This is a genomic window from Myxacorys chilensis (assembly GCF_059505265.1).
Genome location: NZ_JCACKG010000183.1, coordinates 41820 through 56351, shown reverse-complemented (window position 1 = coordinate 56351; position 14532 = coordinate 41820). Strand labels below are relative to the sequence as shown.

Here is a 14532-nt window from a genome sequence, read left to right as displayed (position 1 = left end):
AAATAATAGTTCAGCACTTTAAAGAACCTGCGTGAAAATCTTGTACTGCTTTACCGCAATTGATAAAACAGTCAAATGACCGGAGGTGGAAAGCAATGTCTCAAAAGACGATTTCTCAATCAATTGATGCAATACGGAAGTTTGCTCATCCGTTAACGGGAGCAGCGAAAGACTACGATCCGTTGATGCAGTTGATAGACAATGCTCAGTTTGTACTGATTGGGGAAGCATCTCACGGGACTCATGAGTTTTATCAGCAACGAGCGGAAATCACAAAACGGTTGATTCAGGAAAAAGGGTTTACGGCAGTCGCGGTAGAAGCTGATTTTCCTGATGCCGATCGCATCGATCGCTTTGTGCGAGGCATTAGCAAAGATGCTACCGCTGCTGATGCGTTAGCAGATTTCCAGGATTTTCCCCTGTGGATGTGGCGGAATACGGATGTGTTGAACTTCATCACTTGGTTGCGCCAGTATAACGATACTCTGCTCAACTATGGCGCAAAAGTAGGATTCTACGGGTTAGATCTCTACAGCATGTATGCCTCAATGCAAGCCGTATTGAAGTACTTAGAACAGGTTGATCCAGAAGCGGCAGCGCAAGCACGTCATCGTTATTCCTGCTTTGAACACGCTGGAGAAGACTCAAAAAGCTATGGGTATGCCACAACCTTTGGACTTAGCAATTCTTGCGAAGATGAAGCGGTTAATCAATTAATGGAACTGCAACGACGCATGGGAGAGTACGCCCAACGGGATAGCAGCGTGGCAGAAGATGATTTTTTTGACGCTGAACAAAATGCTCGTTTGGTGAAGAATGCAGAAGCGTATTATCGAGCTATGTTTCAGGGGCGGGGGTCATCCTGGAATGTACGTGATGCTCACATGGCGGAGACATTAGACCATCTTGTTGCTCACTTTAAACGACAGGGCAAACAACCCAAGATTGTTGTCTGGGCACATAATTCTCACTTGGGCGACGCACGGGCAACCCAAATGGGCAAAGCAGGTGAATGGAATGTAGGACAACTTGTTCGAGAACGCTACGGACAAAAGGCTGTGCTGGTTGGTTTTACCACGTACAGTGGGACGGTAACGGCTGCATCCCATTGGGGTGATCCAGCAGAGATTAAGCAGGTTCGTCCGGCTTTACCAGAAAGCTATGAAGCTGTATTTCATCAGGTTGGGCTGCCGCAATTTTGGTTAAATCTACGTGAGGAAAACTCAGCCACAACAGGACTGCAAAAATCACGATTAGAACGAGCGATCGGGGTTATTTATTCACCCCGAACTGAGCGCAGTAGTCATTACTTTCAGGCTAAAATCCTGGCTCAATTTGATGCGGTGATTCATATTGACAATACCCAGGCAGTAGAGCCGCTCGATCGCCCTGATGAACCCGAAGCAACAGAAATACCAGAAACGTTTCCAACAGGTCTATAGCTGTTCTGTAGCTAGCAATTACCAGCACAATTCGGCTTTCAAAATTGAGCGCTTCAGACGGTAAATCCATCTTCTGATTAGTATTGTCTGCCGTCTCCTAATGTTAGCCTCGAACTAAGAGGAGAGTGCGATGGCTCCGTTTCCACCCACACGACGACAGTTTGTTCAAGCGGTTGGAGGAGCAAGTGTCCTAGCTCTCTTGGGCTGTAACCCACGTGAACAAACACGTGAACAAACACGTGAACAAGCAATGGTGACACTCTACACATTTGGCGACTCGATTTTGGATTGCGGACGATACAACGAGTTTGGTGTTCATCCGGGGCAACTCCTCGTTCAGAACGACGATCGCTTGTTTCCCCAATTTCAGGGTCAGGATCTTGAATCCCGTGGATCTGCTCGCCTCGAACATCGTGCCCGTGATGGGGCGACCGTCGATGGGTTGCCCTCTCAAACACAGGGATTGAGAGTTAAAGAAAGGGCGATTGCATTAATCACAGTTGGTGGCAATGATCTGCTACGTGGACTAATTCAGGACAAAGACGCAGGGATTAAGACCTTTGCCAATGCTCTCAATACATTTGTGCAACAGTTGCCAATCCGCCCCGTTCTGCTGGGGAATGTGTACGATCCGACGTTGGGCGATGACAACCGCAACTTCTTAGGGGTTGACCCAGCGATCGCTCGCAAAAATCTTCAGCGCATGAACACTACGATTCAAGAAGTTGCCGATCGCTATGGTCAACTCGTCGACCTCCATGCTCACTTTCTAACGGGCGATTCATCTTGGTTCACAGCTACGATCGAGCCGAGCTTGAAGGGTGCATCAGAAGTACGACGGGCCTTTCTCCCCCATGTTCTTAACAAAGTCTAATAGACATCTTCAGGAATAAGGGGTAGTGCGGAAGGTTAAAGAAAAACAGACCAAAACGGGAAAGTAAATCTTTCTCCTGATCTTGCCTAATTCCCCTCTATCCTTTTCAAACTAGGATTACCCTTGCCTACTGCCCTGTTGTCGGTTCTTCAACCGGGCGAATGATTGTGGCATCTGGAGTAACTTGGGGTCTGAAAATAGCTTGTAGCGCTTCTTCTAACGTGGGTGCCATTACAATCCGATTCTCATAGGCAACAATGACACGCACTAGCGTTGGCAAGCTATTTTGAGCCGCCTCCAGATAAAGCGGTTCTACATACAGCAGGGACTGTTCGATCGGAATAATCAGCAAATTACCTTGAACTGCTCGTGACCCCTGACGATTCCAGAGAGAAATTTGCTGAGAAATCACTGGATCTTGATTGATTCGGGCCTCAATTTGTTCGGGACCATAGACCAACCGTTCTTTGGGAAACGTGTACAGCAACAACTTGCCATAGTTTTCACCATCCGATCGAGCAGCTAACCAGGCGATCAAATTTGTCCGTTGCCGAGGAGTGTAGGGCAGTAACAGAATAAACTCTTCAAACGGCACAGTGGGCAAACTGGTAATCAGGTAATACGGCTCGACAGGGCGAGACTCATCACCATACACCTCATTCGGAATCTGCCACTGGTCTTCCCGGTTATAAAACACCTGTGGGTCAGTCATGTGATAAGTCATTAACCGCTCTGATTGCAGTTTGAAAAAGTCTACGGGATAGCGGAGGTGGCTTCGTAGACTGGCAGGCATAGTATTGAGCGGTTTGAACAGGCTGGGAAAGATTTTTGACCAAGTAGTAATAATCGGATCACTGGGATCAGCTACATAAAAGTCAACAGAACCGTGATAAGCGTCAATCACAACTTTGACTGAATTGCGGATGTAATTGATGCCTTCACCGCCTAAATCGGAGTAGGGATAGCGATCGCTTGTCGTATAGGCATCGACAATCCAGTAAAGGTAATTCTGCTCCTGCTCCCCTGTTTTTTGCACACCTGTTGTTTGCGCATTGGCTGTTACTAGATAGGGGTCGCTGTCGTAGCGCAGAAACGGCGCGATCGCTTGAATGCGATGTTTGATATTGCGGCGAAACAGCACCTTCGTTTCTGGCAAAAAATCGCGAGTGACAAATAAACGCCAGTCGCGCAGGTAAACGGCAAACATGCTCCGTCGCCACCAGGAGCCGATGTTGATGCCGCCTTGCCCATCGTAAACGTTGTAAGCGTTGTCGCGCCCGCTGGGATAATCCAACTCCTGCGTCCGGGTTTGAGTCATGACATAGGTGTTGGCAATCTCGCCATAGTAGATTCGGGGCTGCCCGATCGGAATGCTGGCACGAATGGCAGGACTAGATGTTGTCAGCGCTCCGGCTTCACCACCCGTAATATCTTTAACAAAATACTCTGGCAGCCCACCTGCACCGATTGTATTGACCGGACTAAGCGTGAAACCGTACCCATGCGTGTAGATCAAATGACGGTTGATCCAGGTCTGAGCTTCTTGGGGAACCGCACTATAATCGAGTTCTCGTGCCGTAATCAAAACTTGTCGTTGTTCAGTGCGAGCAGGCGGGGTTGGTGCGGGACGCTTGGAGGGAGTTACAGGCGGGCGAGCAGGCACATCGGTTTGGAGGGTGTAGCGATCGATGTCCGCATCGGGAAAGCGGTAGTAGGGACGAATTTGCTGCAATTGACGATTCGTTTGCAGCAGAGGGCGCTGATCCCACAGGCGAATGTTGCGGATGGCCAAGTCATTGGCTTTCAAATCGGTTTCTGTAAGTTGTCCCTGGGGATTGAAGTTGGTGGCATCAATGGTTTCCAATCCAAATGCCTGCCGAGTGAATGCGATCGTGCGTTGGATAAAGGGACGCTCCTGCGCCAGCTCATTTGGCTGCACAACGATATACTGAATGGCTTCGGGAACGACGATTCCGGCGACAACTAGGAGGCCAAACAGCCCTAGTCCCAGGTTGACCCAATGCCGATGGGGTGACTTGGACTGCCAAAAGACGGTGCGCCACAAAAGATAGAGTGCGATCGCCAGTGACAGAAGGCTCAAGCCAGTGTAGAAAGGAAGCTGCGCGGTCACATCGGTATAGCTAGCACCAAATGTTACCCCACGCAGCGAATACAGCAATTCGTAGCGGCTCAACCCGTAACTCAACGCAATGGAAGCCATTAGCCCGCTGCCAACTCCACAGAGATGCCGTTTCTGGGCGGGTGAAAAGCCTGGAAAACTGCCTTGACTGAGGCTACTTCCCGACAGCAAATAGGTCAGTGCAATCTCAATAAAAGCGTAGGAAAACAGCCCAAGCAGCCATAAATCCAGCAATTCCCAGAGCGGTAAAGTAAAGATGTAGAAGCTGATATCTCGCCCAAACAAGGGATCAGCATTATTGAACGAGGTGGGATGTAACCATTGCAGGACGACGGCCCATTGTTTGGATAGCAACCAGCCAAACAAGATGCTGAGCGCGATCGCGATTGTCTTGAGCAAAACTCGGGAATAAACCAACAGAGCGATCGCGATGCCCAACACTCCGCCTAACCACGCAATCTGCCCCGTCAACTGGGTTCCAACCTGCCAAAGGTTCTTGAGGTTGAAGCGAGAAACAAATGTTCCAGAAAGGGTCGGCCCTGACTGCCAGTAGCCAAAGGCAAGCTGACCATAATAAATTAGCAAACAACCCGCGAGCAAACTTAGCCCTAGCGTTAGGAAGAGCAGTAACGGTAGCCTCAACGCAGGAGTTGATCGGGGCAGTGAGGCAGAACGCTGAAGCTTGACTTGATATGGTGATCCAAAAACGGACTGTCTATTGTTAATTTCCTTGTCCTGGTTCACCTCGTCAGGAACATGAGAATATTTCAATCGTTGAGCTAACGCCAGATTCCCTAACAAATAACCTGCCGTACACCCTGACACAATTCCCACTAGAATCAGTCGAACCTGAAATTTGAGCAGGAATACAGAGAGGTAATGAACTTCCTGAAACCAAATAATTTCCGCTCCGAGACGCGACGCTACATCAAGGAGTAGCCCCACTCCCAAGAGAACTGTAATGAGTTGAAATAGCCGTTTCTGGATCACAGAAGTCTACCCGTCGATTGAGTGGAATGAGTTTAACGAAGAGAGAGATCAAAGAAGCCCTTGTTTCATATTGTTGATCCTGTAATCATCTACGCTTGCCTAAAGATAAACCAGCATGAGTATTTACAATGATTTAGCAACACTAAAATCATTGTGACGCACTTGTAGTAATGCACGAAATACTAAATTGCTCCAATGTGATTCTCTGAAGAGGCACAAATAGGGCAGGCAGCCAGCTACAGACGGAAATCCCACGGTACACAGGGCATTCAAATCAACGGGTCGAGTACGGTCTTTCCAATCAATGACGCGATCGCGAAAAAATCCAAAGAGCATCATGCTATCCCGTCTCGATTAATCTTCACAACGTTTGAGCGCAGTCGCGATCGCAGAGAAAAAGCTTGGGAACCTGTTGCGTAAGGCAAAATTACCAACTGAAAACAATTTTGAGCCTTGTATCGTGATCGCCTCCTAAAGCTATACGGTGCAGAAGGATTCGCGAAGCAAGCTGTTTTTTGAGGGTTAGCGTTCACGATCGCTCTATTCTCAAGGTGCGATCGTGAATGATCAATAAAACTGAACATCAATTTATTTAGATTTGAGAAGTTCTCAAAATCGCGGTTTTTATCGCTTGACACAAGAAACTAAAGCAATATACTAATTTAAATTGAAATATAAAAACCGTTCACAGGTAAAATCTATGCCCGTCCGAGTTGGCATTAATGTTGGCTTTTGTTACATGGCGAATTCGGGAGGACGGTTAGCGGAAACGGTGATATCTGGATTGGTGTATCGGTTTTATGGCTTGGTGGCTGCTTGTAGCTTTTGACCGTTTTGGTCTTAGCGACGGTAATTACTCGCAAGCGGCCTGATCCTCCACCGAGTAAAGAGATTGCTTGGACAGAAGGCGGTGATTGGAGTTTCTGCCTGATTAACGTTTAACGAACAACTGATATATTTAACGGTCTACCTCATGAGCCTAAAACCTTCCAACTTAAATTCATCATCCGCACCAGCGACCGGAACGCTCAGCTTTTTTGAGCAATACCTTACTCTATGGGTCTTTCTATGTATTGGCGTGGGAATTGTATTAGGACGATCGTTTCCAAGGGTTGCGACGGCTTTAGATGCGATGAGCTTCTATCAAGTGTCGATTCCCATTGCCATTTGTCTGTTTTTCATGATGTATCCCATCATGGTCAAAATTGACTTCTCACAAGCTAAGCAAGCCGTTCGAGCTCCGAAGCCTGTGATTTTGACGCTGGTGGTGAACTGGTTGATCAAGCCGTTTACGATGCTGGTATTTGCTCAAGCATTTCTCGGTAGTGTGTTTCGTCCACTGATTACTGGAACTGAGATCATTCGCGGCAGCGAAGTGGCACTATTCAACTCCTACATTGCGGGAACAATTTTGCTAGGGATTGCCCCTTGTACTGCAATGGTGTTGATGTGGGGTTATCTGTCATATGGCAATCAGGGACATACGTTGGTGATGGTCGCGGTCAACTCCCTCGCCATGTTGTTGCTGTACGCGCCATTAGGACGGTGGTTGCTTGCTGCTAATGATTTGACTGTTCCTTGGGAAACGATCGCGCTATCTGTCGTGATTTATGTGGGCTTTCCGTTGATTGCTGGAATGTATTCGCGATACTGGATTTTGCGACATAAAGGACGAGATTGGTTTGAGCAAAAATTCCTCAAATATCTTAATCCTGTCGCAATTTCTGCATTACTCATTACATTGGTTTTACTGTTTGCGTTTAAGGGAGAATTAATCGTCAATAATCCATTGCACATCTTATTGATTGCAGTGCCATTGTTCATTCAAACCAATTTCATTTTCTTAATCTCATACGTTGCCGCATTGAAGTTGGGGCTATCGTATGAAGATGCTGCTCCTGCTGCTTTGATCGGGGCCAGCAATCATTTTGAAGTCGCGATCGCTACCGCTGTAGTGTTATTTGGCTTAAACTCTGGAGCCGCACTCGCGACGGTCGTAGGCGTACTGATCGAAGTTCCAGTTATGCTAATGCTAGTCGAAGTCTGTAAACGCACGGCAGCTTGGTTTCCGCGTGATCCCGAAAAAGCAACCCTACGCGATCCGCGCTGTTTGAGGGTTCACCGTTAGCCTTGATGACTTCTCCTACGATTAACACTGTGATGGAGGTTTGAGTGAATGGAGCAGCAAATTGTTCAGCCCATTGAGAAGAACTTATGGTGGGTTGTTCCTGCTAAGCTTGCAGGCGTTCGTAAGCCAACTAAGGAAGAACTCACCAATCTACAAACAGCCGGAATTGGTGCGATCGTTTCCGTTCTAGATGACCCATCCAATCTAGCTTTATATGACGAAGCGAATATTCCTCATTTGTGGCTTCCTACTCCAGGAGGCACTGCACCAAGTCGAGAACAGGTTCAGAACTTACAAGGCTTTGTTGACCAGCAAAATCAGCTTGGCAACGCCGTTGCCATTCACTGCACCAATGGACGGCGACGAACAGCAACGATGCTCGCTGCCTATCTGATTAGTTCTGGTTCATCCTACGACGAAGCTATGCAGATGATTCAGAGCGCGAATTCTGATGTTGATCTGCGAGAAGCTCAAACAACATTCTTGCAAGTGTTAGCAGAACAATAAACTATGTCTCATTTAGAGCAAATAATGAGCAACGTTATACCGTTCACTTATAAGCAACCGCTATGAGTTCTGTCGAGCGGTCTAAATCACTAATTCTTAGAACCTATTTCTAGAACGTTGCCCGAAATTAAACTGATCGAGATCGGGATATTCGTTGTGCCAACTTAAAACCGATTATTGGTGAAAGCATCGACTTTCAAAAAAATGGTTTTGTTTGAAAAATGATTTGGCAAGCGATCCAAAGCACAGTGGCTATTAGAATTACTCATTAGATTATTCTTCGCGACATGTCCGAGTCGGTAGAATCGGGCTAAAGCGACGGTACTCTGCAAGATACTGCTCTAACACAACCATCTGAGACAAGTTCAATCGGTAATAGATCCAACGACCTTCTTGGCGAGTTTGCACAAGTTGAGCTTCTTTGAGAGTTTTGAGGTGAAAAGAGAGTTTAGATTGGGTCGCACCGATTGCTTCGCAGAGGTCGCATACGCAAAGCTCGCGATCGCGCAATAGCTCAATGACTTGAATCCGTAATGGATCTGAGAGGGCGTGAAACCCAGAGATAATCAAAGTTGATGGAAGAGAAGTCGTTTCCGGCACAATTTTCTCGTAATAACTTTTATTGAATTAACATTTCATTGTAAAGGTAACTTAGGCGGATGGCATAGGTTGTCGAACTATATGTCGAACTATCTATTGACACAGTGTTGACAAAAATTTCACTGCCGAACGTACACTCAGACGCCCTCTAGTAAACGTTTGGGCAAGCTGTAGCAGTTTCTAGTCTGCCATGTGGTGACGAATCGGATCGCGGCTTCTAGGGCATACTTAAAGAGCACAGTGTTAGTCAGAGTGTTGGTCAGAGTATGTTCGTTTTGATAGAACTTTATTTTGATGGAACTTTAGTTTGTGCAAATGTTCTTGAACTTTGCAACTCTGTTTGAGGCATGAAGGGATCGCTCCTTTAGAGTTCGGCAGAGCCAATCGCAGCTTCGAGAATCACGACTATGAACCAGCCGTCCGCCTCTGACTCAATCGACCCGTCCGCGTCAATTGCATCGACAGAATCGACCATCGAAAATGTGCTTCAAAAGCTTCCTCCTGAAGCAAAGCAGTGGGCGGAGAGTTTGCCTTGGAACGAGCGACGCTATGTTTTATCGCTGTGTCATTTGCTGTGTGCAGCGACGCCCGATGTGCAAGCCGAATTTCTAGATGAATATACGGCGAATGGGTTAATTGCAAGACTCGTCAATAACCGTGAGATCAAACAAAAAGTTAGAGATAATTTGAAGCGGTTTCGGATTTCAACAGAATTAACCGAAGCGTTTGTCAGAGGTTACATCCGACAGTTTTACATTCATTCGGCTCAGGATGCGCGGCGGCAACCCGATCTGTTTCTCGAATCGGCACTGCGAATTGTGGCAAGTACCGAGGAACGCAACAATATTTTTAACTACATTTTGGGATTTGAACTGATCAAAATGATGTTTGGAATGAGTTGGCTACAACACGAACGTCTCTACCGACTTCAACGCAATCAGGAAGACTTCGTTGAGATGTACATCAAGCCGATTCAACATACGCATCGCCTCAATCAGATCATCACACCTAGAGACGAAAAGCTATTCTTTGCGCGGCGCGACTATTTTGTACAAAAGCCAGACATTTCTGACAAAAAATTGGTTGAGCTTGCGATCGCAACCTTTACAACTGCTGCTACAACAAGCTTTGGCTTCTCAGTCATCCGCCATCCCAAAGCGCTCTCGTTTAACTACGACTTCATTTATGAACTCGATCAAGACGCTATTTTCTCTTAATCTTTTCTATTAATCTTTCAAAAAGCAGTTCTAAAAGACTTAGGGCTAACCCACTCAAATGAAATTCGAGCGAGTTAGCCCCAAGAGGATTAAGTTGTCCAACAATTGACTATCCAACAATTGAGTTGTTCAACAATTATCCCAACAGATAGGCTGATCGCATTGCCCAAATAATCAACACGGCAATACTTCCCAAAATCATAACGGCAGAAGCCGTAACAACAACTGGGCTATCTGCTCCATCAAACTTCATGATTCCACGGTTTAGGTCTGACATGATGGTTTGCAACTCCTCAAGCAGTGATAACGGTAGGTGACTGGTTTTAAGGTAGCCAACAATTCGCGTTGACTAACTCATTCTGAAGCATTATTTTAGCTTTTGCCTTCTATTAGCGGCAGTAATTGATCAAAATTTGTCAAAACTTTTTGTACTGAAATGCTCTACACCAGACAAGATAGGAAAGCACAAGTGCAAACGTTGACTGAATGAAATGGTTTTTACTGATTAGCGCGGCGCTGATTGCCGTCTTGATTTTGGTCGAGATGGGGCTGCGATCGCGCTTTGGGTTTGGCAATCCGTTGCTTTATGTACCGGATGCTGAGATCGGATATCTGCTTGCACCTAATCAAACCGTGCGTCGCTTTGGTAACCGAATCTCGATCAATCAATACTCCATGCGGAGTGCCGAACTTCGCGATCGCCCCTCCAACCTCACGCGAGTGCTGATGATTGGGGACTCGATTGTGAATGGCGGCTGGTGGACAGATCAGCCCGACATTTTATCTGAACTGGTGGCAAGACCTTGGAACGGCAAGCTGGAGGTATTGAATGCATCCGCAAATTCTTGGGGTCCGCGTAACGAGTTAGCGTATCTAAGGCGATTTGGGGTGTTTGAGACGCAAGCGATCGTACTGGTGATCAACACCGATGATCTGTTTGCTACGACTCCATCGCCTTTAGGGGTTGGGCGCGATCGCAACTATCCCGATCGCAGGCCGCTCCTCGCCCTGACTGAAGTTTTCACTCGGTACGTTCTGCCCGCTCCACCACTGCCTTTGGAGTTGCAGAAACTTCAGGCGGAGGGAGGCGATCGCGTTAGGGCTAACTTGGAGGCGATCGAGCAAATTTATGCGATCGCAACTCAAGCTAATGCTCAATTTTTGCTGCTGATGACGCCTCTGCTTAGAGAAATTGGTCAACCCGGTTCCCGCGATTATGAAATAACGGCTCGCAAGCGTCTTCTAGAATTTACTCAAGCACATCGCATAGCTTATATCGACGTTCTGCCGATTTTTAACCAAGCGCCTACCCCTAAAGATCTCTATCAAGATCATATCCATCTCAGTGCTCGCGGCAATGCGCTTTTAAGTACTGAGATTAATCAATGGCTGAAAAAGCAGTTGAAAGAATAAACGGTCGCCAAGAGCTCAAGGATCGTTTATCTTTTTCTCTGCGTCTATTTATTGGGAATCCTGAAACTCGTTAGTGAATTATTCATGTACTAGCGTTTCGGAGCTAAAACAGTATGGCTTTAACTGGAATTGATGTCTCGGCTTATCAGGAAAACGTAGATTGGGCAACCGTTGCCAGTCAAGGAATTTATTATGCCTTTGCGAAAGCAACCGAAGGGGCAACAAGTAATGATCCCTTGTTTGCTCGAAACTGGAATAGCATTCGCTCTGTGGGCATCGTTCGAGGCGCGTACCATTTTTTCCGCCCCGGACGCGATCCTGCTGTGCAAGCGGCCAACTTCATGCAAACCGTTGGCAAAATTGAGCCGTTTGATTTACCGCCTGTGTTGGACTTAGAAATTACGGACGGTTTAGATACGAGAACCATCATCGATCGCGCCCTCAAATGGATGTCCATCATTGAGGACAAAACGGGGCGCAAACCTTTGCTCTACACGTTTCCCAGCTTTTGGGAAGATAAGCTTGGCAATCCCGCTAGCTTTGCAGAATATCCTCTATGGGTCGCAAATTTTGGAACCCGAACGCCCTTTGTGCCCAGAACCTGGAAAACCTGGACGTTTCACCAGTATTCTGAAACAGGTGTTCTTCGCGGCATTGTGGGTAACGTTGACCTGAACCAGTTTGCTGGTACTCTAGACAACCTGCAAGCCTTGCTCAAGGGTCGGATTCCGCTCCGTCAAACCTATGCTGGAAATGTAGTGAAAGATTTGCAGCAGCTGCTCAAGGGAAAAGGGTTTGATGTCGGGACGATAGATGGTGATTTTGGCTCTAAAACGAAAACTGCTGTAATCGCCTTTCAAAAGTCTAAAAATTTAGTGGCAGATGGCATTGTTGGAGCGGCCACGTGGGCAGCACTAGAGGGCGCAACTCCCGCTCCAACGCCCACTCCAACGCCGACCCCGACTCCAACGCCCACTCCTGCTCCAGTTCCTGCGCTGTCGCCGCTGACACTAGTTAATGTTTGCAAGTACTATCAATCCCTGCCTAGCCAAGATCAAGCGCTCAACTGGCTACAAGGTCAAATTCCCAAAGAAACCTTGGAGGAATTTACGCGACGGTGGAGACAGTGAATCGACTATTCAGGCTGAGCAGAGACATTTCGTTAGCAACGAATAGGCAGCAGATATAGCGGATGAGCTTTCTGCTGCCTATATATCTGCTGCCTACATAAATTATTAGCTTTCGTTGTCGTGCAAAACTTAGCAGCCGATATCGCACTCCAATTCAACCACTAACCCAGAGTTTGGCAGGGCGATCGGTTGGTTGAAATACACCATTGTTGTGGTTGCATTTTCCTCGAAGCCAATCCGCTTGTAAAACTCTTGCTGATTGGTCGTCATCAGATAGACGCGCTCTACCCGACAGACATGAGGATGGCTCAGCACGGTTTGTACAAGTTTGCGTCCGAGTCCTGCACCCTGATAGTCTGGATGAACCACAACGTCCCAAATTGTGGCGCGATAAATGCCGTCTGACGTAGCTCTAGCAAAGCCGATCAGTTGATCATGATCCCAAGCTGAAATGACGGGATTACTGTTTGCGATCGCGAGTGCTAAATCTTCTCGCTTGCGATCGCGTGCCCAAAACGCCGCAACCTGAAATAATGCTTGAAGTTGATCGATATGAAGTTCTGAGCCGCGATTCGCGTTAGGCTCAATGCAGGCATTCTGCAATCTTGTAGAATCGCGAAACTGAATATGACGACAATCCATGCTCAACGCATCCTGTTCTGACAACTAAACCAAGGCAACTAAGCGATTACCTTTCCTTGGTTTTACCCAACTTTAAGCGAAGAATCGGTATCAAAATTCTCACTTTAGATCTAAATAATTTCTTTATATCGTTGATCGAAGCAAATAGTGGAAAGTTAGCCGATTCCTATGAAGTTGTGCTCTGCGCTAATCGCCCTCCTGCTAGCGAAACTTCCTGCTTATTTTCTTGGTCAAACCTTTTCGGTGCTTTGCTCAAAACCCTCTCATCTGTCTTTTCTCAATCGTCTTTGTAGGTGTCCATGCCCATGTCAAACTCTGCTAACGGTTCGCTACAGTCTCGCCGCCTGAGGCTCCGCAAACGTCCTATGATTTTGATCGGCTTGCTCTTGGCATGGAGTTTGGCATTAGGTCTAGGGTTTGCAACCGTCATTGCTCCGTCACCGTCTGTCGCGGCTGACCCTGTTGCAGCAAGCGCAACGCCCAGCTCAGTTGGAACCGTAGACATCATTCCTCAGCGTTATCAGCTTGGACAACAGCTTTACCTAGAAAACTGTGCGACCTGTCATATCGGAGTTCCGCCTGCGCTTTTGCCAACCCAAACCTGGCGAGAATTGCTGCGCGATCCTCAGCATTACGGAGCCGAGCTTCAGCCCTTGGTTGACCCACCTCGTTACCTGGTTTGGAATTACTTACAGTTCGCCTCTCGGCTAGTGGCGGCAGATGAAAAAGTGCCTTACCGAGTTGCCGACTCAAAATATTTCAAAGTCTTGCACCCAAAAGTAGAGCTACCCCAAAAAGCGACGCTTGCAACCTGTATCACTTGTCATCCAGGCACAAATCAGTTCAATTTTAGAAGCCTAACTCCAAATTGGGAGAACGCGCCATGAACTTTAGAATCGAAACAGAGCAAGAAACAGACGGTAGATGGATTGCTGAAGTCTCTGGCATTCCTGGCGCTCTAGCTTATGGTGAGAGCCGAGAGCGAGCGATTGCAAACGTTCAGGCACTTGCCTTGAGAGTTCTAGCCGATCGCATTGAGCAAAGCGAAGCTTCGCCTGAGCCTGTCATCATCTCTTTTCTTGCCGCATGAATCAATGGTCATCAGCTAAGGGGCGAAAAGTCTTGTCAGCGCTTTTACGAATCGGTTGGAGCATTGATCGACAGACGGGTTCACATATCGTTTTAGTGCGTGAAGGCTATGATAATTTTGTCTTTGCCTTTCGACCTAATGATGAAATTGGTCCCCGTATGCTGGCTCGAATCAGCAAATCAACTGGGCTAACGCCAAACGATTTATAAATCAATTTAACTCCTCTTGCCAAGTCCACATTTTATGCAGCGATCGCGCCGACCAGTTTGTATTCTCGCTGCTCCATTTCGGTAATACGTACCATCTCGTCGCCGCTTCGATCGGATGGGCTTAAGCCAAAATGATAAGATTGGTATACC

Annotated in this window: 15 protein-coding genes; 11 read left to right on the top strand and 4 right to left on the bottom strand. The window is 47.2% G+C overall.

What is annotated here, in order from left to right; translation table 11 throughout:
• The first annotated feature begins 95 nt into the window (after window positions 1–95).
• Window positions 96–1442: an erythromycin esterase family protein gene (locus AC5JLB_RS15855; RefSeq protein ID WP_495874796.1), complete on the top strand. Its 1347-nt coding sequence runs from the start codon at window positions 96–98 to the stop codon at window positions 1440–1442.
• A 130-nt stretch (window positions 1443–1572) separates the two neighbouring features.
• Window positions 1573–2316, top strand: coding sequence for an SGNH/GDSL hydrolase family protein (locus tag AC5JLB_RS15850; RefSeq protein ID WP_495874795.1), 744 nt, complete (start codon window positions 1573–1575; stop codon window positions 2314–2316).
• Window positions 2317–2443: 127 nt separating this feature from the next.
• Here the strand turns inward: AC5JLB_RS15850 and AC5JLB_RS15845 are convergent, their stop codons facing one another.
• Window positions 2444–5446 carry a UPF0182 family protein gene (locus AC5JLB_RS15845; RefSeq protein WP_495874794.1) on the bottom strand — a complete coding sequence of 1001 codons (3003 nt, stop codon included), beginning with the start codon at window positions 5444–5446 and terminating at the stop codon, window positions 2444–2446.
• Window positions 5447–6146: 700 nt separating this feature from the next.
• Between AC5JLB_RS15845 and AC5JLB_RS15840 the strand changes: the two genes are divergently transcribed.
• The 3 genes from AC5JLB_RS15840 (at window position 6147) to AC5JLB_RS15830 (ending at window position 8081) form a co-directional block, all read left to right on the top strand.
• Window positions 6147–6275, top strand: coding sequence for a hypothetical protein (locus AC5JLB_RS15840; protein WP_495874793.1), 129 nt, complete (start codon window positions 6147–6149; stop codon window positions 6273–6275).
• Between the two features lie 144 nt (window positions 6276–6419).
• A complete protein-coding gene (gene arsB, locus AC5JLB_RS15835) occupies window positions 6420–7574 on the top strand; it encodes an ACR3 family arsenite efflux transporter (protein WP_495874792.1) in 1155 nt (384 codons plus the stop codon).
• Window positions 7575–7622: 48 nt separating this feature from the next.
• Window positions 7623–8081 (top strand): phosphatase domain-containing putative toxin, encoded by a 459-nt coding sequence (locus tag AC5JLB_RS15830; protein ID WP_495874791.1) that lies wholly within the window; start codon window positions 7623–7625, stop codon window positions 8079–8081.
• A gap of 273 nt (window positions 8082–8354) precedes the next feature.
• Here the strand turns inward: AC5JLB_RS15830 and AC5JLB_RS15825 are convergent, their stop codons facing one another.
• Complete coding sequence (locus AC5JLB_RS15825) at window positions 8355–8681, bottom strand: ArsR/SmtB family transcription factor (protein WP_495874790.1); 327 nt, start codon at window positions 8679–8681, stop codon at window positions 8355–8357.
• A 407-nt stretch (window positions 8682–9088) separates the two neighbouring features.
• Here AC5JLB_RS15825 and AC5JLB_RS15820 point away from each other — a divergent pair, with 407 nt between their 5' ends.
• Window positions 9089–9898, top strand: coding sequence for a cobyrinic acid a,c-diamide synthase (locus tag AC5JLB_RS15820; protein ID WP_495874789.1), 810 nt, complete (start codon window positions 9089–9091; stop codon window positions 9896–9898).
• 136 nt (window positions 9899–10034) lie between these two features.
• On the opposite strand, the gene AC5JLB_RS15815 is transcribed toward AC5JLB_RS15820, so the two are convergent.
• Window positions 10035–10175, bottom strand: a complete 141-nt coding sequence (locus AC5JLB_RS15815) for a hypothetical protein (RefSeq protein WP_495874788.1) — start codon at window positions 10173–10175, stop codon at window positions 10035–10037.
• A 209-nt stretch (window positions 10176–10384) separates the two neighbouring features.
• Between AC5JLB_RS15815 and AC5JLB_RS15810 the strand changes: the two genes are divergently transcribed.
• Both AC5JLB_RS15810 and AC5JLB_RS15805 read left to right on the top strand, forming a co-directional pair.
• The gene (locus tag AC5JLB_RS15810) at window positions 10385–11311 is read left to right on the top strand and encodes an SGNH/GDSL hydrolase family protein (RefSeq protein ID WP_495874787.1); all 927 of its coding nucleotides are present in this window, start codon (window positions 10385–10387) and stop codon (window positions 11309–11311) included.
• 113 nt (window positions 11312–11424) lie between these two features.
• Window positions 11425–12441: a GH25 family lysozyme gene (locus AC5JLB_RS15805; protein ID WP_495874786.1), complete on the top strand. Its 1017-nt coding sequence runs from the start codon at window positions 11425–11427 to the stop codon at window positions 12439–12441.
• Between the two features lie 129 nt (window positions 12442–12570).
• Here the strand turns inward: AC5JLB_RS15805 and AC5JLB_RS15800 are convergent, their stop codons facing one another.
• On the bottom strand, window positions 12571–13083 hold the full coding sequence (locus AC5JLB_RS15800; RefSeq protein ID WP_495874785.1) for a GNAT family N-acetyltransferase: 513 nt from the start codon (window positions 13081–13083) through the stop codon (window positions 12571–12573).
• A gap of 305 nt (window positions 13084–13388) precedes the next feature.
• Here AC5JLB_RS15800 and AC5JLB_RS15795 point away from each other — a divergent pair, with 305 nt between their 5' ends.
• The 3 genes from AC5JLB_RS15795 to AC5JLB_RS15785 are packed head-to-tail and all read left to right on the top strand — an operon-like array spanning window position 13389 to window position 14382.
• On the top strand, window positions 13389–13970 hold the full coding sequence (locus tag AC5JLB_RS15795) for a diheme cytochrome C (RefSeq protein ID WP_495874784.1): 582 nt from the start codon (window positions 13389–13391) through the stop codon (window positions 13968–13970).
• Window positions 13967–14173, top strand: coding sequence for a type II toxin-antitoxin system HicB family antitoxin (locus AC5JLB_RS15790; RefSeq protein ID WP_495874783.1), 207 nt, complete (start codon window positions 13967–13969; stop codon window positions 14171–14173). Before AC5JLB_RS15795 ends, AC5JLB_RS15790 begins: the two co-directional genes overlap by 4 nt.
• Complete coding sequence (locus tag AC5JLB_RS15785) at window positions 14170–14382, top strand: type II toxin-antitoxin system HicA family toxin (RefSeq protein ID WP_495874782.1); 213 nt, start codon at window positions 14170–14172, stop codon at window positions 14380–14382. Before AC5JLB_RS15790 ends, AC5JLB_RS15785 begins: the two co-directional genes overlap by 4 nt.
• The last annotated feature ends 150 nt before the right edge of the window (window positions 14383–14532 follow it).

Bases quoted from the DNA above. Each gene is read 5' to 3' on its own strand.
- AC5JLB_RS15820 (WP_495874789.1), top strand. From the start codon at position 9,089: ATGAACCAGCCGTCCGCCTCTGACTCAATCGACCCGTCCGCGTCAATT.
- AC5JLB_RS15815 (WP_495874788.1), bottom strand. From the start codon at position 10,175: ATGTCAGACCTAAACCGTGGAATCATGAAGTTTGATGGAGCAGATAGC.
- AC5JLB_RS15840 (WP_495874793.1), top strand. From the start codon at position 6,147: ATGCCCGTCCGAGTTGGCATTAATGTTGGCTTTTGTTACATGGCGAAT.
- AC5JLB_RS15855 (WP_495874796.1), top strand. From the start codon at position 96: ATGTCTCAAAAGACGATTTCTCAATCAATTGATGCAATACGGAAGTTT.
- AC5JLB_RS15830 (WP_495874791.1), top strand. From the start codon at position 7,623: ATGGAGCAGCAAATTGTTCAGCCCATTGAGAAGAACTTATGGTGGGTT.
- AC5JLB_RS15800 (WP_495874785.1), bottom strand. From the start codon at position 13,083: ATGGATTGTCGTCATATTCAGTTTCGCGATTCTACAAGATTGCAGAAT.
- AC5JLB_RS15795 (WP_495874784.1), top strand. From the start codon at position 13,389: ATGTCAAACTCTGCTAACGGTTCGCTACAGTCTCGCCGCCTGAGGCTC.
- AC5JLB_RS15805 (WP_495874786.1), top strand. From the start codon at position 11,425: ATGGCTTTAACTGGAATTGATGTCTCGGCTTATCAGGAAAACGTAGAT.
- AC5JLB_RS15850 (WP_495874795.1), top strand. From the start codon at position 1,573: ATGGCTCCGTTTCCACCCACACGACGACAGTTTGTTCAAGCGGTTGGA.
- arsB (WP_495874792.1), top strand. From the start codon at position 6,420: ATGAGCCTAAAACCTTCCAACTTAAATTCATCATCCGCACCAGCGACC.
- AC5JLB_RS15790 (WP_495874783.1), top strand. From the start codon at position 13,967: ATGAACTTTAGAATCGAAACAGAGCAAGAAACAGACGGTAGATGGATT.
- AC5JLB_RS15785 (WP_495874782.1), top strand. From the start codon at position 14,170: ATGAATCAATGGTCATCAGCTAAGGGGCGAAAAGTCTTGTCAGCGCTT.
- AC5JLB_RS15810 (WP_495874787.1), top strand. From the start codon at position 10,385: ATGAAATGGTTTTTACTGATTAGCGCGGCGCTGATTGCCGTCTTGATT.